Here is a 24,184-nt window from a genome sequence, read left to right as displayed (position 1 = left end):
GTACTCGGCCCTGACGGACTGCATGACCTCGCTGACAGCCCTAAGGCTCGGCGAGAGGGAGCGCTGTCGTGAAGACGATCTGCTCGCACTCCTGCGATGGCTCACGCTGCTCAGTCCTGCCAGCACGCCATCTGCGTGGTCGGGGCTGTTGACGCGCTGTGGAGTGCTGCCCGCTGGCGGCTGCTGGGCCGGAGAACTTTCGGTATATGTGAATCTTCCCGACTGGACACGATCGACGGAACCGCAAATACCCATGGATGAGCACCTGATTGGTAAAGGCCGCTCCATCATGTGCGGGAACATCCCTTTCGAAAAATGGAAGCGCGAAGCGATCGACTTGCGTGCGAATCGTGGATATCAGCATCGCCTCCAGCACGCGATGCGCGAGCAATGGCATATTTCGCTGCTGATCGTTGGGTTTGATTGCGCGCGACTTGGCGGCAGTGATGCGCTGGTCATTGTTCTCGCCAGGCCTTCGCGGCTGCCAGCTGAGCGATACATGGACTCCGTTGGTTCAGATGCCGGGGCCGCGCCTTGCGGTTGGCCCGCGTGTTCCCATCCCGCCAACCACGACCTTTGACACTCCCCCGGCAGGCCGCGTCCTGCCTACAGTCGAGGACTGCCCCCGCACGTTCCGGAGTCGTCGATGCGCCGTTTTGCCGCCTGCCTGCTCGCCACCGCCATTGCCGCCGCCACCGGCGGCGCGCTGGCGCAAACCTCGCCGATGACGCCGGACATCACCGGCAAGCCGTTCGTGGCCAGCGATGCCGCCAACGACTACATCAAGCGCGAGGTCATGATCCCGATGCGCGACGGGGTCAAGCTGCATACGGTGATCGTGCTGCCCAAGGGCGCACGCAACGCACCGATGGTGCTGACGCGCACCCCGTACAACGCCAGCGGGCGCACCGAGCGCATGGCCTCGCCGCATATGAAGGACCTGCTCGCACAGGGCGATGACGTGTTCGTGGAAGGCGGCTATATCCGCGTGATCCAGGACGTGCGCGGCAAGTACGGCTCGGAAGGCGATTACGTGATGACCCGGCCGCTGCGCGGTGCGCTCAATCCCAGCGAGGTGGACCATGCCACCGATGCCTGGGACACCATCGACTGGCTGGTGAAGAACGTGAAGGAGTCCAACGGCAAGGTCGGCATGATCGGCTCGTCCTACGAAGGTTTCACCGTGGTGATGGCGTTGACCAACCCGCATCCGGCGCTCAAGGTCGCAGTGCCGGAAAGCCCGATGATCGACGGCTGGATGGGCGACGACTGGTTCAACTACGGTGCGTTCCGCCAGGTCAACTTCGACTATTTCACCGGCCAGCTCACCCAGCGCGGCAAGGGCATCGGCATCGCGCGCCAGGGCCATGACGACTACAGCAACCTGCTGCGTGCCGGCTCGGCGGGCGATTTCGCCAAGGCCGCCGGCCTGGAGCAGCTGCCGTGGTGGCACAAGCTCACCGAACACGCGGCCTACGACACGTTCTGGCAGGAGCAGGCGCTGGACAAGGTGATGGCGCGCACGCCGCTCAAGGTGCCGACCATGTGGCTGCAGGGGCTGTGGGACCAGGAGGACATGTGGGGCGCGATTCATAGCTACGCGGCGATGGAGCCGCGCGACAAGGGCAATACGCTCAACTACCTGGTGATGGGCCCGTGGCGGCACAGCCAGGTCAACTACGACGGCAGCGCGCTGGGCGCATTGAATTTCGACGGCGATACCGCGCGCCAGTTCCGTCACGACGTGCTGCGCCCGTTCTTCGACCAATACCTGGTCGATGGCGCGCCCAAGGCGAGCACGCCGCCGGTGTTCATCTACAACACCGGAGAGAATCACTGGGACCGTCTGCAGGCCTGGCCGCGCAGCTGCGCCAAGGGCTGTGCCGCGGCCAGCAAACCGCTGTACCTGCAGGCCGGCGGCAAGCTGTCGTTCCAGCGGCCGGCGGCGGGGCAGCCGGGCTTCGAGGAGTACGTGGCCGACCCGGCCAAGCCGGTGCCGTTCGTGCCGCGCCCGGTGGACTTCGGCGATCGCAGCATGTGGACCACCTGGCTGGTGCAGGACCAGCGCTTCGTCGACGGCCGCCCGGATGTGCTGACCTTCGTCACCGAACCGCTGACCGAACCCCTGCAGATCGCCGGCGCACCGGAAGTGCATCTGCAGGCCTCCACCAGTGGCAGCGACAGCGACTGGGTGGTGAAACTGATCGATGTCTATCCGGACGAGATGGCGTCCAGTCCGAAGATGGGCGGTTACGAATTGCCGGTGTCGCTGGCGATCTTCCGCGGCCGCTATCGCGAGAGTTTCAGCACGCCCAAGCCGCTGGCGTCCAATCAGCCGCTGGCGTTCCAGTTCGGCCTGCCGACTGCCAACCACACCTTCCAGCCGGGCCACCGGGTGATGGTGCAGGTGCAGTCCAGCCTGTTTCCGCTGTACGACCGCAACCCGCAGACCTACGTGGACAACATCTTCTTCGCCAGGCCCGGCGATTATCAAAAGGCCACCCAGCGCGTCTACGTGACCCCGGAGCAGCCCAGCTACATCAGTCTGCCGGTACGTTGACCACGCCGGCGCCGCGCGGCGCCGGTGCCCAGACGTCTTCCAGCAGCTGCGGGCGGCAGGCCACCCAGGCTGCCGCCAGTTGCAGCAGGATGCAGATCACCAGGAAGGCGAATGGCGAGGTCCAGCCGCCGTGGTGGGCGTGCAGCCAGCCGAACAGGAACGGCCCCAGGCAGCTCATCGCATAGCCCATGCCCTGCGAAAACCCGGACAGGGCGGCCGAGCCGGCCGCGGTGCGGCTGCGCTGGTTGACCAGCACCAATGCCAGCGGAAACGTGCTCGGCCCCAGGCCGAGCAGGGTCACCCACAGGATCGGCGCGGCCAATGGCGCCCACCACAGCCCGGCGAACGCGACCAGATGGCAGGCCGCGCACAGCAGCACGATCGGAAACGGGTTGCGCATGCGCACTGCCAGCGCCGGCATGGTCAAGGCACCGACCATGCCCAGTGCGGCGAACAACGCCACCATGGTGCCGCCGAACGCGGGCGAGGCGCCGGCTTCGCGCAGCAGGGTCGGCAACCAGGTGAACATCGAATAGGTGACCAGCGAGGTCATGCCGAAGGTCACCGCCATGCTCCAGCCCAGGGCGGTGCGTGCCACGCGGCCCTCGGCTTCGGGTGTGGGCGTGACCGGTGCCGGTCCGGTCGCGCGGAGACGGCGGTGGTTGGTGTGCACCATGGCCCAGGCCACCAGTGCCAGCAGCGCCGGCAACACCCACACCACCATCGAGCTGCGCCAGCCCAGCGCATCGGCCACCGGTACCGCCAGCAGTGCCGGCAGCAGGGTGCCGACCTGCAGCACGGTGATGTAGAGCGTGCTGACGCCGCCGACGCGATCGCCGAAATAGCGCTTCACCAGCGGCGGCAGCACCACATTGCCCATGCCCATGCCGGCCAGCGCCACCAGCGATCCGATGAACAGTCCGGTGGTCTGCGGCAACAGCGGGCGCAACACCAGGCCGAGGGTGGCCAATGCCATCGACAGCAGCGCCGTGCGCAGCAGGCCGAAGCGGCGCAGCAACGCCGGCGTGGCGACCCCGGTCAATGCGAATGCCGCCGTCGGCAACATGCCGAGCGCGCCCATGGTGGGCGCGCCGAATGCGTACTCGTCGGCAATGCGCTCCAGCAGCGGCGTCAACGAGGTCACCGCGGTGCGCAGATTGAACGCAGACAACAAAATGGCAGCCAGCACCAGGCCGCGACCACGCAACCGGGCGGACGGGGAGGCAGCGGCAATGACAACAGACATGACAGACCATCCGCACTGCGCACCTGCATGCGCCAGCGCCTGAAAACACAAAACCGGCACGAGGCCGGTTTTGTGTTTTGAAACTGGTCGGGGAGACAGGATTCGAACCTGCGACCTCTACGTCCCGAACGTAGCGCTCTACCAGACTGAGCTACACCCCGAAGGAGCCGCGTATGTTACATAGGGAATGCCAGATCGGCAAGCATCTATCGAAAATATTTTTTACCGATGCGGCTGGCCACGCTCGGGCTCGCGTGCTTCGAACCACATGCCGTTGAGCACCGCAGCCAGTGCGGCCAGACCGGTGCCGAGGATCCAGGCGAAATACCACATTGTCATTCTCCTTGAGTCGTTGAAATACGTGAGACGTTGAAGGCCCGCCGCGGGCGCCATGCGCGCAGCAGCGCAGCGGGGCTTGCTCAGTAGGCGTTTGGATTGGCCGACAGTTCGTCGGCGGTGACCTTGCCCTTGAGCACGCGATAGACCCAGCTCGTATAGGCCAGCACGATCGGCATGAACAGCGTGGTCGCCAGCAGCATGATCCACAGCGTCAGGCGGCTGCTGGAGGCATCCCACAGCGTCAGGCTTGCGCTCGGTGCGGTGGACGAGGGCAGCAGGAACGGGAACAACGCAAAGCCGACGGTGAAGACGATGCCGACGATGGCGCAACCCGACGCGATGAACGCCAGGCCGCCACGACGTACGCGCAACAGCAGCGCATTCATCGCAAGCCCGATCAGGCCGACCAGCGGTGCGATCAAGGTGGCCGGCATGCTGCTGTAGTTGTGCAGCCAGCCGCCGGCCGCGGTGAGTGCGGCGGTCTTGGCCAGTGGATTGGTCGGCGCATCGGTGGCCAGCACCGAGGTCACTGCATACCCCGGCAGACCCAGCGCCACCCACGCACCGGCGGCCGCAAACAACGCCACCGCGCCGAGCGCGGCGATGCTGCCGAAACGCGCGGCGCGCGCGGCCACCGGTCCGTCGGTCTTGAGCACCAGCATCGCTGCGCCGTGCGCCATCAGCATGGCCACGCTGAGCAGGCCGGCGAGCAGCGCGAACGGTGTCAGCAGTCCGAACAGGTTGCCGGTGTAGAAGATGCGCATGCTGTCGTCGAAGTGGAACGGCACACCGAGCAGCACGTTGCCGACCGCCACGCCCATGATCAGTGCCGGAATGCAGCCGCCGACGAACAACGCCCAGTCCCAGTTGTTGCGCCAGCGCTGGTCGACCAGCTTGCCGCGGAACTTGAAGCCGACCGGCCGCAGGATCAGTGCGAACAGGATCAGGAACATCGCCAGGTAGAAGCCGGAAAAACTCACCGCATACAGCGGCGGGAATGCGGCGAAGATCGCGCCGCCGCCCAGGATCAGCCACACCTGGTTGCCTTCCCAGACCGGGCCGATGGTGTTGATCACCAGCCGCCGTTCGGCATCGTTGCGGGCAACCAGCGGCAGCAAGGTGCTGACGCCCAGGTCGAAGCCGCCCATCACCGCGTAACCGGACAGCAATACGCCAAGCAACAGCCACCAGATCACGCGCAGTGTGGTGTAGTCGAGCAAGATGAAATCCATGGTGTCTCTCCTGGCTTACGGTGCGCCGCCGGCCAGCGCGCCGGTGCTCAGTGGGGCGTTGGGTGATGACGCGTGGGGCGAGTCGTTGTGCGGTGCCGGGGTGCGGTGCGTCGGCGGGAACAGCGCATCCGGGCCCTTGCGGATCGTCTTCAGCGACAGCTTGATCGCGATCACCAGCAGCGTGGTGTACAGCGCGGTGAAGCCGACCAGGGTCAACACGATTTCGTACAGGTCCAGTCCCGAGGCGGCATAGAAGGTCGGCAGTACGCCTTCCACCGCCCACGGCTGGCGGCCGTACTCGGCCACGAACCAGCCGCACTCGATCGCGATCCACGGCAGCGGCAAGGTCCACAGCGCCACCGTCAGGAACCAGCGTTTGTCCTGGAAGTTGTGCTTGCAGGCGAACCAGAACGCAATGGCGAAGAACGCAATCAGGTAGATGCCGATGGCGGCCATGATGCGGAAGGTCCAGAACAACGGCAGTACCCGCGGCACCGTGTCCATGGCGGCCTGGGCGATCTGCTGCGGCGTGGCATTGCCGATGTCGTCGCGATAGCGCTTGAGCAGCAGGCCGTGGCCCAGATCCTGCCAATGCGCATTGAAGACCTGGCGTGCCTGGGCATCGTCCTTGTTGGCGCGGATGCGCTCCAGCGCGCCGTAGGCGATCTGGCCCCCGCGGATACGGTGTTCGGCACGGCCAACCAGTTCCAGGATGCCGGGGATCGGCTGGTCCAGCGAACGTGTTGCGATCAACCCCATCAGATACGGAATCTTGATCGCGTAGTCGTTGCGATGGGTCTGCTGGTTGGGAATGCCGAACGCGGTGAAGTCGGCCGGCGCGGCTTCGGTCTCCCACATGGCCTCGATCGCGGCCAGCTTCATCTTCTGATGTTCGTTGGCGGCATAGCCGCTCTCATCGCCGAGCACCACCACCGACAGCGACGACAACAGGCCGAACGCGGCAGCCACCGCGAACGAACGCCGTGCCATCTCCACATGCTTGCCGCGCAGCAGGTAGAACGCGCTGATGGACATCACGAACACCGCACCGAGCACGTAGCCGGCGCTGACGGTGTGCACGAACTTGGCCTGCGCCACCGGGTTGAACAGCACCGCCATGAAATCGACCACTTCCATGCGCATGGTGTCCGGGTTGAACACCGCGCCGGTCGGGTTCTGCATCCAGCCGTTGGCGATCAGGATCCACAACGCGGAGAAGTTGCTGCCGAGTGCCACCAGCCAGGTGGTGGCCAGATGCTGCACCTTGCTCAGCCGGTTCCAGCCGAGAAAGAACAGGCCCAGGAAGGTCGCTTCCAGGAAGAACGCCATCAGGCCCTCGATCGCCAGCGGTGCGCCGAAGATGTCGCCGACGTAATGGCTGTAGTACGACCAGTTCATGCCGAACTCGAACTCCATCACGATGCCGGTACCCACGCCCATGGCGAAGTTGATGCCGAACAGCACGCCCCAGAACATGGTCATGCGCCGCCAGATCTCCTTGCCGGTCATCACATAGACGCTCTCCATGATGCCGAGCAGGAACGACAGGCCCATGGTCAGCGGCGGAAAGATGAAGTGGTACATCGCGGTGACTGCGAACTGCAGCCGCGACAGTTCAACAACTGTCGAGTCGATCATGGCGGGTGGGCCTGGTTGGGTGTCGATGAAGGAATGCAGCCGATCATCTGCGCTTGCCGCAACATGCGCGTTGATCCAGATCAATGCCGGGGCGGACGGGTGCGGCACAATGCGCAGCCCGGAGCGGGAGGTGGCGCCTTACAATCGCCTGCAACACGATGTCTTCCCAGAGAGCGATGTGAGCCAGCCCAGCGTGCGAGCCAGCGAAACGCCAGCCCAGCGCCGCCAACGCGGCCGGTGGCTGGATGCACTGGCAGCCCCGGCCACGCGTGCGCGGCGCCTGGCCGGCGTGGCGGTGGCGGTGTCCGGCGTGCTGCTGCTGGCGCAGGCGGCGGCGATCGCCTGGTTGCTGCAGGCCGTGCTGGTGCAGCATCTGGCGCTGACGCAGCTGCGCGACGTGGGCGCGGGGCTGGTCTGTGCGCTGGTGGGGCGGGCGATGCTCAATGCCTGGGCGCAGTCGCTGACCGGCGAGGTGGCCGATGTGGCCAAGCGCGAGCTGCGCGCCCGCATCGCGCGGCGCCTGGTGCAGCACGGGCCAGTGTGGTTGCGCCGGCAACGCAGCGGCGAACTGGGCGAGCTGAGCCTGGCGCACACCGATGCGCTGGAGGGCTACTTCGTCGGCTACCAGCTCGCGCGCACCGAAATGACGCTGGTGCCGCCGTTGATCCTGCTCGCGGTGTTCTCGGTCGATTGGGTGGTGGGCCTGGTGTTGCTGCTGACCGCGCCGCTGATTCCGTTTTTCATGATGCTGGTGGGCTGGGGCGCCGAAGCCGCCGGGCGCGAGCAGTTGGGCGAACTGGCACGCATGGGCGGGCACTTCGCCGATCGCCTCAAAGGCTTGGGCTTGCTGCGCGTGTATGGCCGCGGCAACGCCGAGTTGAGCGGCATTGCCGCCGCGGCAGAAGGCGTGCGCGAGCGCTCGCTCAAGGTGCTGCGCATCGCCTTCCTGTCGTCCACGGTGCTGGAGTTCTTCGCCTCGGTGAGCGTGGCGATCGTGGCGCTGTACTTCGGCCTGAGCTATCTGGGTATGTTGAATCTGCACGGCTTGCCGACGCTGGGCGCGGGCATGTTCTGCCTGTTGCTGGCGCCGGAATTCTTTGCGCCATTGCGGCGGCTGGCCGCGCATTACCACGACCGCGCCAATGCCCTGGCGGCGGTGGCCGAAGCCGAGCGTCTGCTGGAAGGATTCGAGCCACCGTCGGCAACGGTGCGGGTGCCGGTGCCTCCGTTGCGCGTGATGGAACCTGCCCAGACGCAGGCCCCGTTGCTGCAGGCGCATGATCTTGCGCTGCGGCCGCCGGGCGCGCCACACAGCGTGGTCGCGCATTTTTCGCTGACCTTGCAGCCCGGCCAGCGCGTGGCGGTGATCGGTGCCAGCGGTAGCGGCAAGAGCACCTTGCTCGAGGGGCTGGCCGGCTGGCTTGCGCCGGAGGCAGGCAGCGTGGTGCTGCGTCCGGATGCCCGCATCGGCTATGCCACGCAGCGGCCGTACCTGTTTCACGGCAGCATCGCCGACAACCTGCGCCTGGCCGACCCACAGGCCGGCGCTGCGCGCCTGCACGCGGTGGCCGATGCCGCGCAGGTGCTGCGCTTCGCTGCGCAGTTGCCTGCGGGCCTGGACACGGTGATCGGCGAACGCGGTTTCGGGCTGTCCGGCGGCGAGGCACGGCGCGTGGCCCTGGCACGGCTGTTGCTGCGTGAGCCGGACCTGTTGCTGCTGGACGAACCCACCGCCTTTCTCGACCCGGACACCGAAGCGGAGTTGCTGCGCACGCTGGGTGTGTTCGCACGCGGCCGCGCGGTGGTGGTGGCCACGCACAGCGCTGCGGTGATGCAGTGGGCCGATACGGTGATCGACCTGCGCGGCGCCACCGTGGTATCGGAGCAGCCATGAACGCCGCACAGCCCGATCGTCTGCGCACCGTGTTCCGCCGGCATGCCTGGCGCCTGCTGCTGTCGGCCCTGCTGGTACTGGTCACCATGCTGGCCGGCGTGGGCCTGCTCGGCCTGTCCGGCAGCTTTCTGACCGCCGCTGCCCTGGCCGGTGTCGCGGGCATGGGCACCGGTTTCAATTTCTTCTCGCCTTCGGCCGGCATCCGTGCGCTGACCTTCGCGCGCATCTTTTCGCGCTATGGCGAAAAATTGATCGGCCACGACGCCACGCTGCGCATCGCCCGCGATCTGCGCGTATGGTTCTTCCGCCGCGCGTTGCCGCTCGCGCCGGGCCGCTTGTCGGCCACGCGCACCGGCGATCTGCTGGCGCGGCTGATGTCCGACATCGGCGAGGTCGATGGCGTGAGCGTGCGCGCGCTGGCACCGTTGAGCGCATTGCTCGGCATCTGGCTTGCCGGTGTGGTTGCCGCGGCGCTGATCCACCCGCCGGCTGGCCTGTTGCTGGTGGTGCTTGGCGTGGTCATCGGTGGTGTGGTGCCGTGGCAGGTGGCGCGCGGCGGGGCGCAGCGCGAACAGCTGCGCGCCCGGCAACGCACGGCCCTGCGCACGCAGGCATTCGAGGGCCTGGAAGGTGCGGCCGATCTCGCCGCGGTGGATGCGCAAGGTGCCTGGCTGCATCAGGTCGATGCGGCGGCGGCGGCAGTGGTCGATGGCGATCGCCTGCAGCGCCGCCGGCTGATCGGCGGCAATCTGCTGCATGCAATCTGCGGCGGTCTCGGCCTGGCCGGCATGCTGTGGCTGGCATTGGGCGCGGCCGAACGCGGATCGATTGCGGCGGACATGGCGGCCGGGCTGGTGTTCCTGACCATGGCGCTGCTGGAAGTCTGGGCCGGCGCCGGGCTCGCCTTGCAGGCGCTGCAGAGCGCACGCGTTGCAGCCAGGCGCCTGCAGTCCATCGTCGATCAGGCGCCATCGGTGCTCGATCCCCCGCAGCCGGTGGAGGTGCCACGCAGCGGCACGCTGCAGCTGGATCAGGTCGGCTTTGCATGGCCGGGCAGCGCACGTCCGGTGCTGCAGGCGCTCGATCTGACGCTGGCGCCCGGCGAACGCATCGCCATCAGCGGCGACAGCGGCAGCGGCAAGAGCACCTTGTCCGCAGTGCTGCTGCGGCTGTGGGACCCGCAGGCCGGGCAGGTGCGCTACGCCGGTATCGACCTGCGCCACGTGGCGCAGACGCACTGGCATCGCCGCATCGCCTGGCTGCCGCAGAATGCCCCGGTGTTTGCCGGCACGGTGCGCGATAACCTGGCCATCGGCGATGCGGACGCAAGCGATGCGGCGATGTGGAGCGTGCTGGACCAGGTGCGTCTGCGCGCCTGGGCCAGCGCGCAGAACGGCCTGGACACCTGGGTCGGTGAAAACGGCGCCACGCTCTCGGCCGGCCAGGCGCGCCGGCTGGCGCTGGCGCGAGCCTTGCTGCGCGATGCAGCGATCCTGTTGCTGGACGAACCCACCGACGGCCTGGACGTGGATACCGCGCACGCCTTGCTGCTGGATCTATCGGCGGCACTGGGCGAACGCAGCCTGGTGATGATCACCCACGACAGCGTGCCCGAGGGTGTAGTGCAGCGGCGCTACCGCATGCGCGCCGGTGCACTGGAGCCGTTGGCCTAGGGGTCCTTGCGCAGGCGGCTGCCATCAGCGAGGATCGGGTAACCACTTCGACAGGAATCGATGATGCAGCACATGCAAGGATGGATGAAGGCAGTGCTCTGTGCGGCTGCGTGCATGACGCAGGCCGCAGTGGCCGAGGTCTCCAGGCCTTCGGCGTTCATGACACAGGTCAGGGTCGAGGTCGGTCCCGATGGTTCCATCGTTTCGGCGCAGGCCGATCAAGGCCTGCACGAGAAAGTGCGGGAATCCATCGAGCGTCGCGTAAGCGCCTGGACGTTCGCACCGCCAACCGAGCAAGGCAGGCCGGTCTCGGCGGTCACTTATGTGCAGGTCGCAGCATGTCTGGTGTCGAAACAGGATGCAGTCAGTCTGGCGATCGCCAATGCGGGCAATGGTCCTTACCGGCCGCCGCGTGTTGAGTTCCAGCCCAGATCGGCGCCACCCCCGGGCCTGCTGTCCGCCACGGCGTTGCAGCTGACAATTGACTACAACGTGCTGGCGAACGGGCGCGCAACGTTCGAGCAGGTGCACATCAACAGCCCGACCGACGCACGCGGAGCGCGCTGGTTGGAGGGAATGGCTGCGCAATGGGTCAAGGCGCAGCGTTTCAAACCCGAGCAGTTGAACAATGTGCCGGTGTCCACTCGCATGCAGACGAATATCACGCTGTCGGGCGGCCCGACCACTCCGCGCGATCTCGACAACCAGCGCTCGTTGGAGTTGCCGCGGCAGGCGTTGTCGCGGGAGTGCCTCCAGGCGCTTGGAGACACCGCAGACCAGACCGTGGTGGTGGACTCGCCGGTAAAGCTGCTGTCCAGGGGCGAGTCGTAGCCGGCCGACCAAGGCACCGCGCATGCATGCGGGCAACGCTCGGTCGCAGTGAGTGCGTGCGTTGCCTCAACCAGGCAATGTGTCCAACGCAGCCATCATCGTGGGGTGTTGCCATGCCCAACACAAGGCAGCGACGTTCACCACGACGGTGATCCAGAACCGTAGCTGGAAGGTCGCCTTGCTGGATTTGTGCCGGAACAGTTGCTGCGCCAGCAACGCGCCCGGCCAGCCGCCGAGCAGCGCGATGAGGTGCAGGGTCGCTTCCGGTGTGCGTTGCCCGCCGCGTTGGGCCGCGCGCTTGTCGCGCCAGTAGGCGAGCATCGCCACGATGCTGGTGGCCGCGTACCACAGCGCCAGCAGCGTTGGCAGGCGACCTGCAAACGCCATCGCGGCCATGCCGACCAGAAACAGCAGCGCCAGCGTCTTGCGCGGCAGGCCATGCGGGTGCGACGGGCCACGCGGGTGCGACGAGCCACGCCGCCGTTGCGCAGGTCTGGAAATCAGCAAGCGTCCAGGAAGTTGCGTACCGCCGGCCCGAAGCGCGCGAAGTCGACCAGGAAGGCATCGTGGCCTTGTGGCGAATCCAGCCCGATGAAGCGTGCATCGGCACCGCCGGCACGCAGGCCTTCGGCGATCTGTTCCTGTTGCTGCACCGGGAACAGGATGTCGGTATTGGCACCGATCGCCAGCGCACGCGCGATGCGGATCTGCGCCAGGCCGGCCAGTACCGTGGCGTCGGTCGAGGCGCCCATGTCCGGCTTGGCGGCGACAGCAGCGCCGCCAGCTTGCGTGCCATCAGAACGTGTGTCGATGGCCGGTGTGTCATCGACATACTCGGCCAGGTCGAACCAGTCCATCGAGCGGCTCAGATACAGATAGCAGTTGGGATCGAAGAAGCGCACGAAGCGGCGCGCATGGCCTTCCAGATAACTTTCGACCTGGAATTCCAGCCCGAACGGATCATCGGCAGCCTGCTCGGAATCCAGCCGCACCCGGCCAAAACGGCCGTCCCATTCCAGCGCCGAGCGATAGGTGATCACGCCAAGCTTGCGCGCCATGCGCATGCCCGATTCCGGGTAACGGGTGTCGTCGTAATGGCCGCCGTTCCAGTGCGGATCCAGGCGGATGGCTTCGCGCTGCAGCGAGCGGATCGCGATCGAGAACGGCAATGCCTGCGCACTGCCGGAGATATTGATATGGCTGCGCGCGATACCCGGGTGCCGCAGCAGCAACGCCAACGCGGTCATGCCGCCCATCGAATTACCGATCAGGCAGGCGAGCTGTGCGATGCCCAATGCGCGCACCACGTCGGCGGCGGCATCGGCCACGTCTTCGATCGACAATTCCGGGAAGCTCAGGCGATACGGCGCGCCGGTGGCAGGGTTGATCGATGCCGGACCGGTCGAGCCCTTGCAGCTGCCCAGGGAATTGACGCAGACCACGAACCAGCGCCCGGTATCGATCGGCTTGCCTGGCCCCAGCATCGCCTCCCACCAGCCCGGCTCGGCATTGGCCTGATTTGCCGCAGCATGCGCGTTCGGCGACAAGCCGGTGACGATCAACACCGCGTTGCTGCGATCGGCCGCCAGCGTGCCCCAGGTTTCATAGGCCACGTGCGCCTGGTGCAACACGCCGCCGCGCTTCATCGGAAACGGCGAGGGCAGCGCGTGGAACAGCGTGCCGGGGGGAATGAATTCGGTCATGCGGCAATTCTATCTGCCATGGCATACGCCAGGGTGCAGGATGGGAATGGGGAATGGGGAATGGGGAGTCGGGAGTCGGTTTGAGGCCTTGCGCTGTGCGATGCCATTCTCCAGAGCGGCGGACCTGTGGCCTGGCTGCAAGGCCCTTGCCCGCCCACCATCGCAGGACACGCCGCAAGTACGTCCGTGTAGGCTCTGGCGCGGCATCCATGCCGCTCAAGGTCCCGCGACGGTGAGCGGGCAAGGACCAGTACAGATGGTCGGTACGCATAGTTAAGAGCAGCGCCTGATGCGCCTTGTTCGATCGTGAAGCATCGTGTCCACGTCTGATGCGCACCGCGCGACAAACAGCTCTTCAAACAAAGAGCCGACCAATTGTCTGGTGCGGTGTCCTTGCCGGTTGCGGGACCGTGTGGCGGCATGGATGCCGCCACCGAACCCCCCAGGGACGGGTTCACGGCGTGTCCCGCAAGCGGTGAGGGCACCGCGCCCTCTACGCTGCGGGTTTGCTGCGAGGCCCTTGCCCGCCCACCATCGCGGGACACGCCGCAAGTACGTCCATGTAGGCTCCGGCGCGGCATCCATGCCGCTCAGGGTCCCGCGACGGTGGGCGGGCAAGGACCAGCACAGATGGTCGGTATGCGTGGGTTTCAGTCGGTGTGCGTGGGTTTCAACAGTGCAACCGACGCACTCCGGTGCAGTGTCATCGTTGATTGCGTCGCAACGACATGCGGCGAGCAATCAGCGGCCGATCATCAACTCCACTGGCGCGGCGGCGGGCAGTTCCACCATCACCGGCGCGCTCTCGACATCATCGGCCTGGCGTATCGCGTTGCCGCTGCGCGACAGTCGCGCCAACACCTGCACGGTGTCCAGCGACGACAGCGCACGTGTCGGCATCGGGCTGTCGCCATCGTCCAGGGTGATAGTCAACGGCAGCTCGCTCAGCGTGTGTCTTTCCACTGCTACCGGCATCGGGGTGTCTGCAGCGCGTGCGATGACGAAGACGCTGGTATCGCCGGGCATTCCGGCGCGTTTGGCAAACTCGGCATCCAGCGTCACCCGCACCTTGATGCGTTTTCCGCTGGCTGCATTGGTGGTAGGGGGGGCAGGCGCCGCCGGTGCCTGGATCGGTTCCAGCTTGGCTTCCTGTCGCGCGGCATTGATCTGTTCGAGCAGGCCGGGGCGGGTCGCGGCATCGACCACACGCAGCAATGGCTCCCAGGTCTCGCTGGCCCTGGCCGGCTGGCCGGCCTGTCGTTGCACCACACCCAAGAACCAGCGTGCACGTTGATGGTCCGGTTGCACGCTGAGCGCGTGTTCCAGCAGACGCATGGCCTGCGGATCCGGGCGCCCGCTGTCGTCGGCGAGCATGCGCGACTGCGCGGCAGCCACCAGTACGTCCGGCTCGTCCGGACGCAGTGCGACCGCGCGTGCAAACGCATCGCGCGCTTCGGCAAATTTCTGTTGGCTGGACAGCGAGCGCCCCAGCAACACCCAGCCTTCGGCCTGGTCGGGATTGCGCGCCAGTGCCGCGCGCAGCTGCATGATGGCTTCATCCAGCGAGCGTGGCGTGGCCGGTCGCTCGGCGGGTGCCTGGATCGCGCCCGGCGTGCCGACCTGCCAATACAGCGCCGCGCTCGCGGCCAGCAGCAACACCGCGATGCCGGCAGTCAGCCCGCGCGCATCGCGCCACAGCGGCCGCAGCGCCACGCCGAAAACGACCAGGGCCAGCACCACCACGGCAATGACGAAGCCGACCATCACCACTCCTGCTCATCGGCGGGCAAGGCGGGCGCAGCCACGCTACGTCGACGCACCACCAACGCGACGGCGCCACCGCCGATCAACAGCGCCAGCAGCGGACCGAACCACAACAGCCAGGTCCGCGATTCCACACGCGGGCGGTACAGCACGAACTCGCCATAGCGCGCGACCAGGAACTGGCGGATCTGCGCATCGCTGCGGCCTTCGTGCATCAGCGCCAGTACTTCGCGGCGCAGGTCCTGGGCGATCTGCGCATTGGAGTCGGCCAGCGACTGGTTCTGGCACTGCACGCAGCGCAGCTCGGCGGTGAGGGTATGGAAGCGTGCCTCTTCCTCGGCCGAGGCATAGCGCAGCGGCGCCGGGTCGCCGACCGGCTGGGCCAGCGCCAGCCAGGGCAACAGCAGCAGCGTCAGCAGCCAGGCGCGCATCATTGCGTGGCGTGCAGGTCCGGTGCGGCACTGGGCGAGCGCTCGATCTTGCTCAGCACCGGAATCAGCTGCGTGTCGATGATGGATTGGGTGAGCATGCCGCTGTACTTCCAGCGCACCACGCCGCGCCCGTCGACCAGAAAGGTCTCCGGCGCCGCGGCGATGCCGAAGTCGATCGCGGTGCGGCCATCCTTGTCGGCCACCACCAGCAGGTACGGGTTGCCCAGTTGTTCGAGCCAGCGCAGTGCATCGGTGCGCTCGTCCTTCCAGTTGTAGCCGATCACGCGCACGCGCTTGGTCAGCGCAAAGCGGCTCAATACCGGATGCTCCTCGCGGCAGGCCGGGCACCAGCTGCCCCACACATTGATGATGTACGGTGCGCCGCGTAGTTCGCGCGCGTGCACCACGATGCTGGGGTCGTGCAGCAGCGGCAGCGCGAACTCCGGCGCAGGCTTGCCGATCAGCGCAGAGGGCAGGGCATCGCGATCGTCCTGACCGGAGCGCACCACCGCATAGACCAGCAGCGCTGCCAGTGCGAGCAGCAGCACGATGGCACCCACCAGAACCGCAGTGGGCAGGCGGGGTGAACGTGACTCAGCCATCTTGGATCTCCGGAGAACGACGAAAACGCCGGTCGGCCGCGGTAACCAGGCCGCCGAGCGCCATCAGCAGCGCTCCCAGCCAGATCCAGCGGACGAACGGTTTGAGGTGGACGCGGACCGCCCAGGCCTGATTGCCCAGCGGTTCGCCAAGGGCGACATACAGGTCGCCGAACGGGCCGGGGCGGATCGCCGCCTCGGTCAGGGTCTGCCCGCCGCTGGCGTAGCGGCGTTTTTCCGCATGCAGCAGGCCGACCGGCACATCATCCTCGAACACCTGCAGGTTGGCACGGTCGGAGACGTAATTGGGCCCGCGCAGTTCTTCGACGTCATCAAAGTGCAGCGCATAGCGGCCGATCTGCATCTGCTGCCCGGGCGCCAACGCGACCTCGCGCTGCAGGCTCAGCGATTCCACCAGCAACGCACCGGCCAGGAAGACCGCCACGCCCAGGTGGGCCAGCACCATGCCCAGCATTTCGGCGGTGAATTGACGGCCCTTGGCGGCGCGCCGTGTCCACAAAAAGCGCAGCGTGCCCAACAGCACCCAGGCCGCGCCGGCCACGCCGATCGCCGCCTTCCACTGCCCCTGCGGCGCGGCGAACCAGGCCAATACGCCTGCGGCAACCGCCAGTCCGGCCCAGGGCGCGAGCATCGCCAACGGGCGCGAGGCCTGCTCGCGCTGCCAGCGGGTCAGCGGACCGAACGGCAGCAGCGCCACCAACGGCGCCATCAGCACCACGAACAAGGTGCCGAAGTAGGGCGGGCCGACCGACAGCTTGCCCAGGCCCAAGGCGTCGGCGAGCAGCGGATACAGCGTGCCCAGCAACACCATCGCGCAGGCGCAGGTGAGCAACAGGTTGTTCAACAGCAACAAGGTTTCGCGCGAGCTGCCGGCAAAGGCGCGGCGCGGATCATCGACCAGCGACAGGCGGGGCGCGCGGATCGCGTACAGCACCAGCGAGCCACCGACCACCGCCAGCAGGAACACCAGGATGAACAGGCCGCGCGAGGGATCGGCCGCAAACGCATGCACGCTGGTCAGCACGCCCGAGCGCACCAGGAAGGTGCCCAGCAGCGATAGCGAAAACGCGGCGATCGCCAGCAGCAAGGTCCAGCTGGCGAAGCTGCCGCGCTTTTCGGTGACCGCCTGCGAATGCAGCAACGCGGTGCCCACCAGCCACGGCATGAAACTGGCGTTTTCGACCGGGTCCCAGAACCACCAGCCACCCCAGCCCAGCTCGTAATACGCCCACCAGCTGCCGAGCGCGATGCCGACGGTGAGCATCGCCCAGGCCACATTGGTCCATGGCCGCGTCCAGCGCAGCCAGCGCGCATCCATGCGGCCTTCCAGCAACGCGGCGATGGCGAAGGCGAATGGCACCGCAAAGCCGACATAGCCGCAGTACAACATCGGCGGATGGATGATCAGCCCCGGGTCCTGCAACAGCGGATTGAGGTCGGCGCCTTCCAGCGGCACCGGCAACAAGCGCGCGAACGGGTTGGAGGTGAACAGCAAAAAGGCCAGGAAGCCGATGCTGACCAGGGCCATCACCCCGAGCACGCGCGCGATGACGTGCGCGGGCAGCTGCCGCGACCACAACGCCACCGCACCGGTCCACAGCGCCAGCACCAGCGTCCACAGCAGCAATGAACCTTCGTGCGCGCCCCACACCGCCGAATAGCGATACATCACCGGCAGCAGGCTGTTGGAATTCTCGGCGACGTAGCGCACCGAAAAATCCTGCACCAGGAATGCATGCGTCAGCAGCGCGAAGGCCGCCGCAATCAGGCCCAGCTGCACCAACGCGGCTGGCCGCGCCACTGCCATCCAGCTGCTGCGTCCGCGCTGCGCACCGGCCAGCGGCAACGCGGCCTGCAGCAGGGCCACCAGCAACGCCAGAATCAGCAGGAAGGTACCGAGCTCAGGCAGCATCGGGTCGGCGCATTGGTGAGCATGCAGTGGGGCAACGAGTGCGGGCGCAAGGCAGAGGCGGCATCCATGCAGCATCTGCCTGCGCCTGCCTGCGCGCAGCGACGGCGTCGGCCGCGCAAGCACCTTGCACGCCAACACCGTGCAGCAACGCGAACGTCGTGATGCCTGACGTCACCGCAGCGCTCCGGCCTGGTCCGCGGCCGCCGGCACATCGTGCTTGCGGTGCGCGCTGCCCATCTTGTCGGCGACTTCCTTCGGCATATAGGTCTCGTCGTGCTTGGCCAGGATCTCTTCGGCCACGAACACGCCGTGCTGCATGCGACCGGTCGCCACCACCGCCTGTCCCTCGCGAAACAGGTCCGGCAGGATGCGGTCGTAGCGGACCGGCAACTGCGCATCGCCATCGGTGACGCGGAACTGCGCTTCCAACGAACCGGAGGCGCGCTGGAACGAGCCTTTCTCCACCATGCCGCCGAGCCGGAAGCGCGCGTGCTCGCCGGCGTCGCCGCGCAGCACTTCCGACGGTGTGTACAGATAGGCCACGTTGCGCTGCAGTGCCATTGCCACCAGCGTGGTCGCCAGGCCGCCGGCCAGTACCAGCGCAATCACCAGCCAGATCCGGCGGCGCCGTTGCGGGTTCACCGGATCAGCTCCGCATCGCTGGGCACCGCGCGCTTGCGCTCGCGCAGGCGCCGCGCCTGCGCGATCTTCAACGCGCGACGCACCTGCCAGCGGCCGGCGATCAGGTCCCATAGCAGCACCAGCACGAACACCGCGTAGGCGGCGATGACGTAGGGCAGGTAGCTCATGCCGCGCCCTCCGGCGCGTCGCGCACGATCCAGGCCTTGCCGGCTTCGCGGCGCAGGTTGTCGGCGCGCGCACGCGTCAGCAGCGAACCGGCGAACCAGAACTTGGTGCCGATCACCATCAGCCACAGCGGCAGCAGCATGCTCGCATCGATGGTGGAAGGGCCGAGCAGACGAATGCTCTGGCCCTGATGCAGCGAGTTCCACCACACCACCGAATAGCGGATCACCGGCAGCAACGCCACGCCGACGATCGCCAGCAAGGCGGCCGCGCGTGCGGCCTGACGGCGATCGTCGATGGCCTGGTACAGGCCGATCACGCCCAGATACAGGAACAGCAGGATCAGCTCGGTGGTCAGGCGCGGGTCCCAATCCCACCAGGCGCCCCACATCGGCTTGCCCCAGATGCTGCCGGTCAGCAGGGTGATCACGGTGAACGCCGCGCCGATCGGCGCGCAGGCCATTGCCAGGATCTCGCAGATCTTGATGCGCCAGATCAGCGCGATCGCCGCGTATACCGCCATCAACCCGAACACGAACAGGCTCATCCACGCGCTTGGCACATGGATATACAGAATGCGAAAGCTGTCGCCCTGCTGGTAGTCGGCCGGCACCGCAAACAAGGCCTGCCAGATGCCCGCGCCCAGCAACACCGCGGCCAGCGCGTGGCACCACGGCGCCCAGCGCGCAGTGAAACGGTCGAAGGTCGGGGGCGAGGCGAGTTGATGGAACCAGCGGACGACGACGTTCATGCGATGGCAACGGCCTTTGGAATGGCATTGGCTCTCGAAACAGCAACAACGCAGTGAGTGGAGCGTCTTATCGACAGCGCATCGACCGCACGGCTCAACTCAACGAAATCCGGATCGCGGCAGCCGCAGCCAGCGGTGCCAGCACCACGCCGATCACCAGCCCGGCGCCCAGCAACAACAACGCACCCACCGCATCCTGGCCCTGGCCGCTGGCCGCCACGCTGCCGGCACCGAACACCAGCACCGGTACGTACAACGGCAACGCCAGCAACGCCACGAGAATACCAGAGCGTTTCATCGTCACCGTCAGCGCCGCGACCACGGCGCCAAGCAGACTCAGAAGCGGTGTACCCAGTGCCAACGATGCCAGCAGTACCGGTAGCTGGTCATGTGGCAGGTGCAGCAATTCGCCCAGCAGCGGGGTCACCGCGATCAACGGCAGCGCGCTGGTGGCCCAGTGCAGCAGCACGCGCACCGCGATCAGCCACGCCAATGGCACCGGTGCCAGCAGCCATTGCTCCATCGAGCCGTCTTCCACATCGCTGCGGAACAGCGCATCCAGCGACAGCAGGCCGGCCAGCAGCACCGACAGCCACAGCACCGCCGGCGCGGCCTGCGCCAGCAGGTCGGGGCGCCCGCCCAGGCCCAGCGCGAACAACACCACGATCAGCAGGGCGAACAACGCCGGCTGCAAGGCATCGCTGCGACGGCGCCACAGCAGCTGCAGGTCGCGGCTGAGCAATGCACGCGCGGCCTGCCACAGCGACGGTTGTGGCGAATGCAGGCTCATGCCGCCGTCTCCAGCGTGAGCATGCGCGTGCGCACCGGCGGCGCCGCGTAGGCACCGTGGGTGGTGACCAGCGCCGCGCCGCCACCGCGCAGGTGCGCGGAGATCATCCGGTTGACCAGGGTGATGCCGTCCAGGTCCAGGTTGGCATAGGGCTCGTCCAGCAGCCACAGCGGGGCCGGCGACAACCACAGCCGCGCCAGCGCCAGGCGTTTGCGCTGGCCGGCCGACAGCTGCCGCACCAATGCGTCTTCGTAGCCGGCCAGGCCGACGATGGCCAGCGCGCTGCCAGGCATCTGCTTGGCGCGGCGGCCATGCAGGCCGCACAGGAAGTGCAGGTTCTCCAGCGTGCTGAGATCGGCCTTCAGGCCCGGCAAATGGCCCAGATAGGCCATGAAGCGGCTGCGATCGCCGCGCCGCGCAGTCTTGCCGTCGATCTGGATCTGCCCCCGCTCCACATGCAGCAGCCCGGCCAGCACCCGCAGCAGCGTGGTCTTGCCGGCGCCGTTGTCGCCCTGCACCAGCAGCGCTTCGCCGGCATCGACATGGAAATCCAGCGGGCCGAACACCGGCTCCTCGTTGCGGCTGAAAGCCAGCGCGCGCGCCGCCAGCAGCGGTGGCGCAGTGTGCAGCGGTTCGATCATCGGCGCAGCGGGCTCCCGTCGCAGGACGGCATGGGGTGGGCGAGCGGGTGTCGTGCCATCGCGGGGAAGCAGCTGGCACGACACGCTGTGAGGCAGGGCGCGCATTGTAGCGACGATGGCCCGCTGCCGGGGCGCATCGGGCGGCGTGATGTGTCCGGGAACGCTGTTTTGCATCGCCCGGACGCAACCGCCTGGCGGCTTTGCGTACACTCGCGGTCCCCCGTTTGCTGCCCGGACAGGCCCGATGCCCCTCACGACCAAGCTGCCCAAGGTGGGCACCACCATCTTCACCGTCATGTCGCAGTTGGCGGCCGAACACGGCGCGGTGAATCTGGGCCAGGGTTTTCCCGATTTCGCGGTGCCGTCGCGGTTGGTCGATGAACTGACCAGGGCCATGGCGGCCGGCCACAACCAATACCCGCCTATGACCGGCGTGGCGGTCCTGCGCCAGGCCATCGCCGGCAAGGCGCAGCGCTGCTACGGCGCGCAGGTCGATGCCGACAGCGAGATCACCGTCACCAGCGGTGCCACCGAGGCGATCTTCAACGCCATCCACGCGGTGGTGCGTGCCGGCGAGGAGGTCATCGTGCTGGACCCGGCCTACGACTGCTACGAGCCGGCGATCGACCTGGCCGGCGCGCGCGCGGTGCACGTGGCGCTGGACCCGCAGACCTTCGCCGTCGACTGGCCGGCGCTACGCGCGGCGATCACGCCGAAGACGCGCCTGCTGATGATCAACTCGCCGCACAATCCCTCCGGCGCGATGCTGTCTGCCGACGACATGCAGACCCTGACCGAGCTGCTGCGCGGCAGCGACATCTTCCTGCTCTCGGACGAGGTGTACGAACACATCGTGTTCGATGGCCGCCGCCACGAATCGGTGCTGCGCTGGCCGGAATTGCGCGAGCGTGCGTTCGTGATTTCCAGCTTCGGCAAGACCTATCACTGCACAGGCTGGAAGATCGGCTACGCCATCGCGCCGCCGGCATTGAGCGCCGAGTTCCGCAAGGTGCACCAGTACAACACCTTCACCAGCTTCGGGCCGGCCCAGCACGCATTTGCCGCGATGATCCGCGACGAACCCGAACACGACGAGCAACTCGGCGCGTTCTACCAGGCCAAGCGCGACCGTTTCCGCGAGCAGTTGCTGACCACGCGCCTGCAGCCGTTGCCGGTGCCCGGCGGCTATTTCCAGCTGGTGGACTATTCGGCGGTCAGCGACCTGCCTGACACCGAGTTCGTGAAGTGGCTGACGGTGGAGAAGGGCGTGGCCGCAATTCCGCTGTCGCCGTTCTACCAGACGGCGCCGCAAGGACAACGGCTGGCCCGGCTATGCTTTGCCAAGAACGATGCAACGCTGGAGGCGGCGATCGCGCGGTTGCAGCAGCTCTGACGAGCTGGGAATCGGGAGTGGGGATTCGGGAATCGTAAGAGCGGTTGGTCGCTTTTGATCTGAATCTGCACTTGGCCCGATGCCGTAACGCCCTCACCAAACCGCTGTCCGATTCCCTATTCCCTATTCCCTATTCCCTATTCCCTATTCCCTATTCCCTATTCCCGATTCTCCATTCCCGAGCCTCAGCATGCACGACCTCCGCATCTCGCTTGTCCAAGGCGACACCCGCTGGCATGACCCGGCCGGCAATCGCGACTATTACGGTGCCTTGCTGGAGCCCTTGGCCGGGCAGACCGATCTGGTGATCCTGCCGGAGACCTTCACCAGCGGGTTCTCCAACGACGCCATCGACAAGGCCGAGGACATGGACGGGCCGACCGTGGCCTGGCTGCGTGCGCAGGCCGCGCGGCTGGGGGCGGCGGTCACCGGCAGCGTGCAGCTACGCACCGGGCAGGGCGTGTTCAACCGGCTGCTGTGGGCCACGCCCGACGGGGCGCTGCAGTCCTACGACAAGCGCCATCTGTTCCGCTTCGGCAACGAGCACCTGCGTTACGCGGCCGGGCGCGATCGCCTGACGGTGGAGTGGAAGGGCTGGCGGATCAATCCGCAGGTCTGCTACGACCTGCGCTTTCCGGTGTTCTGCCGCAATCGCTTCGATGTCGAGCGGCCGGGCCAGCTGGATTTCGATCTGCAGCTGTTCGTTGCCAACTGGCCATCCGCGCGCGCCTATGCCTGGAAGACGCTGCTGCGCGCACGTGCGATCGAGAACCTGTGCTTCGTGGCGGCGGTCAACCGCGTCGGCGTCGATGGCAATCAGCTGCACTACGCCGGCGACAGCGCGGTGATCGATTTCCTCGGCCAGCCGCAGGTGGAAATCCGCGAGCAGCCGCAAGTGGTCACCACCACGCTCAGCGCTGCCGCCCTGGCCGAACATCGCGCACGTTTTCCCGCGATGCTGGATGCCGATGAATTTGTGATTCGGGATTAGGAATTAGGGATTGGGGATTGGTGCAAGCAGGCAAGGCACAGCTATCCGTTTGCCCGCTGTTGCGAATCCCCAATCCCAAATCCCCAATCCCGGCTACTCACCCAGCTTGATCTCGTAGATCTTCGGCCACCGCTTGCCGGTGACGAACAGGCGATCGTGCTCGGCGTCGTAGGCGATGCCGTTGAGCACATCGTTGCCGGGGTCGGTCAGGGTGTCGGCGTCCGGTACCAGCGCCTGCAAATCGATCCAGGCGATCACCTTGCCGCTGGCCGGGTCGATGCGCGCGATGCGGGTGGTCAACCAGACGTTCGCCAACAGCTCGCCTTTCACCCATTCCAGCTCGTTGAGATTGTCCAGCGCCTTGCCGCCGGCAGTGACCTTGATGCTGCCGACCTGCTGCAGCGTCTGCGGATCCAGCCGCCGAATGCGGGCAGTGCCATCGCTCATGTACAGGCCGCTGTCGTCGCGGGTCAGCGCCCACCCCTCGCCGGAATAGCTGAACTGCGTGCGCGGCGTCAGCGTGGCCAGGTCGTAGACAAACCCGCGCTGGTTGCGCCAGGTCAGCTGGATCAGGCGGTCGTGCCAGGCCACGATGCCTTCGCCAAAAAAAGGCAACGGTGTCGTGACCTGCTGCAGGACGCGGCCGGTCTCCAGCTCGACCTTGCGCACGCTGGAGCGGCCCAACTCACCGGTGCTCTCGTACAGGAACCCGTCGAGATAGAACAGGCCTTCGGTAAAGGCGGCGGTGTCGTGTGGATAGGTGCGCACGACGGTATAGCCCTGGGTCGGGATGGCGTCGCTGCAATGGGCGAGCGGAGGCAGCAGCAGGGCGGCGAGGAGCAGGCTGTAGGCAGTTCGTGGCATGTGGCGATCATCCCACGCCGCGGTTGCAGACCGTCATGGCGCAGGCAGCCAGCGGCGAATAATCATTCGCTGAACGGTCGCCTGCGCGGTGCCGGCATGTTGTC

Annotated in this window: 23 protein-coding genes and 1 tRNA gene; 7 read left to right on the top strand and 17 right to left on the bottom strand. The window is 66.9% G+C overall.

From position 1 onward, the window contains the following. Nucleotides 1-22 precede the first annotated feature (22 nt). The gene (locus H7A86_RS21050) at nucleotides 23-580 is read left to right on the top strand and encodes a hypothetical protein (protein ID WP_232099088.1); all 558 of its coding nucleotides are present in this window, start codon (nucleotides 23-25) and stop codon (nucleotides 578-580) included. Nucleotides 581-646: 66 nt separating this feature from the next. Next, a complete protein-coding gene (locus tag H7A86_RS11690) occupies nucleotides 647-2,560 on the top strand; it encodes a CocE/NonD family hydrolase (RefSeq protein WP_119128688.1) in 1,914 nt (637 codons plus the stop codon). Here H7A86_RS11690 and H7A86_RS11685 read toward each other — a convergent pair. From H7A86_RS11685 to H7A86_RS11665, 5 genes are all read right to left on the bottom strand, one after another. Continuing rightward, entirely contained in the window at nucleotides 2,541-3,767 is a 1,227-nt protein-coding gene (locus H7A86_RS11685; protein WP_164740047.1) for a CynX/NimT family MFS transporter, read from the bottom strand. The genes H7A86_RS11690 and H7A86_RS11685 overlap by 20 nt on opposite strands. A 123-nt stretch (nucleotides 3,768-3,890) precedes the next feature. Further along, nucleotides 3,891-3,967, bottom strand: a tRNA-Pro gene (locus H7A86_RS11680). A gap of 61 nt (nucleotides 3,968-4,028) precedes the next feature. Continuing rightward, nucleotides 4,029-4,139 carry a cytochrome bd-I oxidase subunit CydX gene (cydX, locus tag H7A86_RS11675; protein WP_016903201.1) on the bottom strand — a complete coding sequence of 37 codons (111 nt, stop codon included), beginning with the start codon at nucleotides 4,137-4,139 and terminating at the stop codon, nucleotides 4,029-4,031. Nucleotides 4,140-4,225: 86 nt separating this feature from the next. After that, nucleotides 4,226-5,377: a cytochrome d ubiquinol oxidase subunit II gene (gene cydB / locus H7A86_RS11670; RefSeq protein ID WP_104586060.1), complete on the bottom strand. Its 1,152-nt coding sequence runs from the start codon at nucleotides 5,375-5,377 to the stop codon at nucleotides 4,226-4,228. A 15-nt stretch (nucleotides 5,378-5,392) separates the two neighbouring features. After that, nucleotides 5,393-7,015 (bottom strand): cytochrome ubiquinol oxidase subunit I, encoded by a 1,623-nt coding sequence (locus H7A86_RS11665; protein ID WP_104586081.1) that lies wholly within the window; start codon nucleotides 7,013-7,015, stop codon nucleotides 5,393-5,395. Nucleotides 7,016-7,124: 109 nt separating this feature from the next. Between H7A86_RS11665 and cydD the strand changes: the two genes are divergently transcribed. The 3 genes from cydD to H7A86_RS11650 all read left to right on the top strand — a co-directional run bounded on the left by cydD (nucleotide 7,125) and on the right by H7A86_RS11650 (nucleotide 11,413). Beyond that, nucleotides 7,125-8,909 carry a thiol reductant ABC exporter subunit CydD gene (gene cydD, locus H7A86_RS11660; RefSeq protein WP_119131466.1) on the top strand — a complete coding sequence of 595 codons (1,785 nt, stop codon included), beginning with the start codon at nucleotides 7,125-7,127 and terminating at the stop codon, nucleotides 8,907-8,909. After that, nucleotides 8,906-10,582 (top strand): thiol reductant ABC exporter subunit CydC, encoded by a 1,677-nt coding sequence (cydC, locus tag H7A86_RS11655; RefSeq protein WP_119131467.1) that lies wholly within the window; start codon nucleotides 8,906-8,908, stop codon nucleotides 10,580-10,582. Before cydD ends, cydC begins: the two co-directional genes overlap by 4 nt. 63 nt (nucleotides 10,583-10,645) lie before the next feature. Next, nucleotides 10,646-11,413 carry an energy transducer TonB gene (locus H7A86_RS11650; protein ID WP_147421322.1) on the top strand — a complete coding sequence of 256 codons (768 nt, stop codon included), beginning with the start codon at nucleotides 10,646-10,648 and terminating at the stop codon, nucleotides 11,411-11,413. A gap of 66 nt (nucleotides 11,414-11,479) precedes the next feature. On the opposite strand, the gene H7A86_RS11645 is transcribed toward H7A86_RS11650, so the two are convergent. From H7A86_RS11645 to ccmA, 11 genes are all read right to left on the bottom strand, one after another. Further along, nucleotides 11,480-11,920: a DUF1294 domain-containing protein gene (locus H7A86_RS11645; RefSeq protein WP_232099086.1), complete on the bottom strand. Its 441-nt coding sequence runs from the start codon at nucleotides 11,918-11,920 to the stop codon at nucleotides 11,480-11,482. Then, the gene (gene metX / locus H7A86_RS11640; protein WP_119128692.1) at nucleotides 11,914-13,116 is read right to left on the bottom strand and encodes a homoserine O-acetyltransferase MetX; all 1,203 of its coding nucleotides are present in this window, start codon (nucleotides 13,114-13,116) and stop codon (nucleotides 11,914-11,916) included. Before metX ends, H7A86_RS11645 begins: the two co-directional genes overlap by 7 nt. Nucleotides 13,117-13,857: 741 nt before the next feature. Then, the gene (locus H7A86_RS11635) at nucleotides 13,858-14,880 is read right to left on the bottom strand and encodes a tetratricopeptide repeat protein (RefSeq protein ID WP_180707864.1); all 1,023 of its coding nucleotides are present in this window, start codon (nucleotides 14,878-14,880) and stop codon (nucleotides 13,858-13,860) included. Beyond that, a complete protein-coding gene (locus H7A86_RS11630; RefSeq protein ID WP_180707863.1) occupies nucleotides 14,880-15,314 on the bottom strand; it encodes a cytochrome c-type biogenesis protein in 435 nt (144 codons plus the stop codon). Before H7A86_RS11630 ends, H7A86_RS11635 begins: the two co-directional genes overlap by 1 nt. Next, nucleotides 15,311-15,913, bottom strand: coding sequence for a DsbE family thiol:disulfide interchange protein (locus H7A86_RS11625; protein WP_119131878.1), 603 nt, complete (start codon nucleotides 15,911-15,913; stop codon nucleotides 15,311-15,313). Before H7A86_RS11625 ends, H7A86_RS11630 begins: the two co-directional genes overlap by 4 nt. Next, a complete protein-coding gene (locus H7A86_RS11620; RefSeq protein ID WP_119131879.1) occupies nucleotides 15,906-17,843 on the bottom strand; it encodes a heme lyase CcmF/NrfE family subunit in 1,938 nt (645 codons plus the stop codon). The genes H7A86_RS11625 and H7A86_RS11620 overlap by 8 nt, the downstream gene beginning before the upstream one ends. A gap of 171 nt (nucleotides 17,844-18,014) precedes the next feature. Next, complete coding sequence (ccmE, locus tag H7A86_RS11615; RefSeq protein WP_104582505.1) at nucleotides 18,015-18,485, bottom strand: cytochrome c maturation protein CcmE; 471 nt, start codon at nucleotides 18,483-18,485, stop codon at nucleotides 18,015-18,017. Further along, complete coding sequence (locus H7A86_RS11610) at nucleotides 18,482-18,652, bottom strand: heme exporter protein CcmD (RefSeq protein ID WP_033483498.1); 171 nt, start codon at nucleotides 18,650-18,652, stop codon at nucleotides 18,482-18,484. Before H7A86_RS11610 ends, ccmE begins: the two co-directional genes overlap by 4 nt. Beyond that, complete coding sequence (gene ccmC, locus H7A86_RS11605) at nucleotides 18,649-19,401, bottom strand: heme ABC transporter permease CcmC (protein ID WP_115676925.1); 753 nt, start codon at nucleotides 19,399-19,401, stop codon at nucleotides 18,649-18,651. The genes H7A86_RS11610 and ccmC overlap by 4 nt, the downstream gene beginning before the upstream one ends. A 94-nt stretch (nucleotides 19,402-19,495) precedes the next feature. Beyond that, nucleotides 19,496-20,191, bottom strand: a complete 696-nt coding sequence (gene ccmB / locus H7A86_RS11600) for a heme exporter protein CcmB (protein ID WP_006452115.1) — start codon at nucleotides 20,189-20,191, stop codon at nucleotides 19,496-19,498. Further along, nucleotides 20,188-20,832, bottom strand: a complete 645-nt coding sequence (ccmA, locus tag H7A86_RS11595; protein WP_104582508.1) for a heme ABC exporter ATP-binding protein CcmA — start codon at nucleotides 20,830-20,832, stop codon at nucleotides 20,188-20,190. Before ccmA ends, ccmB begins: the two co-directional genes overlap by 4 nt. 244 nt (nucleotides 20,833-21,076) lie before the next feature. Here ccmA and H7A86_RS11590 point away from each other — a divergent pair, with 244 nt between their 5' ends. Beyond that, on the top strand, nucleotides 21,077-22,225 hold the full coding sequence (locus H7A86_RS11590) for a pyridoxal phosphate-dependent aminotransferase (protein WP_119131880.1): 1,149 nt from the start codon (nucleotides 21,077-21,079) through the stop codon (nucleotides 22,223-22,225). A gap of 190 nt (nucleotides 22,226-22,415) precedes the next feature. Next, a complete protein-coding gene (locus H7A86_RS11585) occupies nucleotides 22,416-23,216 on the top strand; it encodes an amidohydrolase (protein WP_119131881.1) in 801 nt (266 codons plus the stop codon). Between the two features lie 93 nt (nucleotides 23,217-23,309). Here the strand turns inward: H7A86_RS11585 and H7A86_RS11580 are convergent, their stop codons facing one another. Continuing rightward, the gene (locus H7A86_RS11580) at nucleotides 23,310-24,080 is read right to left on the bottom strand and encodes a glutaminyl-peptide cyclotransferase (protein WP_119131882.1); all 771 of its coding nucleotides are present in this window, start codon (nucleotides 24,078-24,080) and stop codon (nucleotides 23,310-23,312) included. Between the last annotated feature and the right edge of the window lie 104 nt (nucleotides 24,081-24,184).

It is taken from the genome of Xanthomonas euroxanthea, from assembly GCF_903989455.1.
Lineage (GTDB): Bacteria > Pseudomonadota > Gammaproteobacteria > Xanthomonadales > Xanthomonadaceae > Xanthomonas > Xanthomonas euroxanthea.
The sequence above is the reverse complement of the archived record's forward strand: the minus strand, read 5'-3'. Positions and strand labels throughout refer to the sequence as shown.

Coding starts and splice junctions, on each gene's coding strand:
- H7A86_RS11585 (WP_119131881.1), top strand. CDS start 22,416: ATGCACGACCTCCGCATCTCGCTTGTCCAAGGCGACACCCGCTGGCAT.
- cydX (WP_016903201.1), bottom strand. CDS start 4,139: ATGTGGTATTTCGCCTGGATCCTCGGCACCGGTCTGGCCGCACTGGCT.
- H7A86_RS21050 (WP_232099088.1), top strand. CDS start 23: ATGACCTCGCTGACAGCCCTAAGGCTCGGCGAGAGGGAGCGCTGTCGT.
- cydC (WP_119131467.1), top strand. CDS start 8,906: ATGAACGCCGCACAGCCCGATCGTCTGCGCACCGTGTTCCGCCGGCAT.
- H7A86_RS11665 (WP_104586081.1), bottom strand. CDS start 7,015: ATGATCGACTCGACAGTTGTTGAACTGTCGCGGCTGCAGTTCGCAGTC.
- H7A86_RS11620 (WP_119131879.1), bottom strand. CDS start 17,843: ATGCTGCCTGAGCTCGGTACCTTCCTGCTGATTCTGGCGTTGCTGGTG.
- H7A86_RS11635 (WP_180707864.1), bottom strand. CDS start 14,880: ATGGTCGGCTTCGTCATTGCCGTGGTGGTGCTGGCCCTGGTCGTTTTC.
- H7A86_RS11650 (WP_147421322.1), top strand. CDS start 10,646: ATGCAGCACATGCAAGGATGGATGAAGGCAGTGCTCTGTGCGGCTGCG.
- ccmB (WP_006452115.1), bottom strand. CDS start 20,191: ATGAGCCTGCATTCGCCACAACCGTCGCTGTGGCAGGCCGCGCGTGCA.
- H7A86_RS11630 (WP_180707863.1), bottom strand. CDS start 15,314: ATGATGCGCGCCTGGCTGCTGACGCTGCTGCTGTTGCCCTGGCTGGCG.
- H7A86_RS11625 (WP_119131878.1), bottom strand. CDS start 15,913: ATGGCTGAGTCACGTTCACCCCGCCTGCCCACTGCGGTTCTGGTGGGT.
- H7A86_RS11580 (WP_119131882.1), bottom strand. CDS start 24,080: ATGCCACGAACTGCCTACAGCCTGCTCCTCGCCGCCCTGCTGCTGCCT.
- H7A86_RS11610 (WP_033483498.1), bottom strand. CDS start 18,652: ATGAGCTACCTGCCCTACGTCATCGCCGCCTACGCGGTGTTCGTGCTG.
- ccmA (WP_104582508.1), bottom strand. CDS start 20,832: ATGATCGAACCGCTGCACACTGCGCCACCGCTGCTGGCGGCGCGCGCG.
- cydD (WP_119131466.1), top strand. CDS start 7,125: ATGCGCAGCCCGGAGCGGGAGGTGGCGCCTTACAATCGCCTGCAACAC.
- ccmC (WP_115676925.1), bottom strand. CDS start 19,401: ATGAACGTCGTCGTCCGCTGGTTCCATCAACTCGCCTCGCCCCCGACC.
- cydB (WP_104586060.1), bottom strand. CDS start 5,377: ATGGATTTCATCTTGCTCGACTACACCACACTGCGCGTGATCTGGTGG.
- H7A86_RS11690 (WP_119128688.1), top strand. CDS start 647: ATGCGCCGTTTTGCCGCCTGCCTGCTCGCCACCGCCATTGCCGCCGCC.
- H7A86_RS11590 (WP_119131880.1), top strand. CDS start 21,077: ATGCCCCTCACGACCAAGCTGCCCAAGGTGGGCACCACCATCTTCACC.
- metX (WP_119128692.1), bottom strand. CDS start 13,116: ATGACCGAATTCATTCCCCCCGGCACGCTGTTCCACGCGCTGCCCTCG.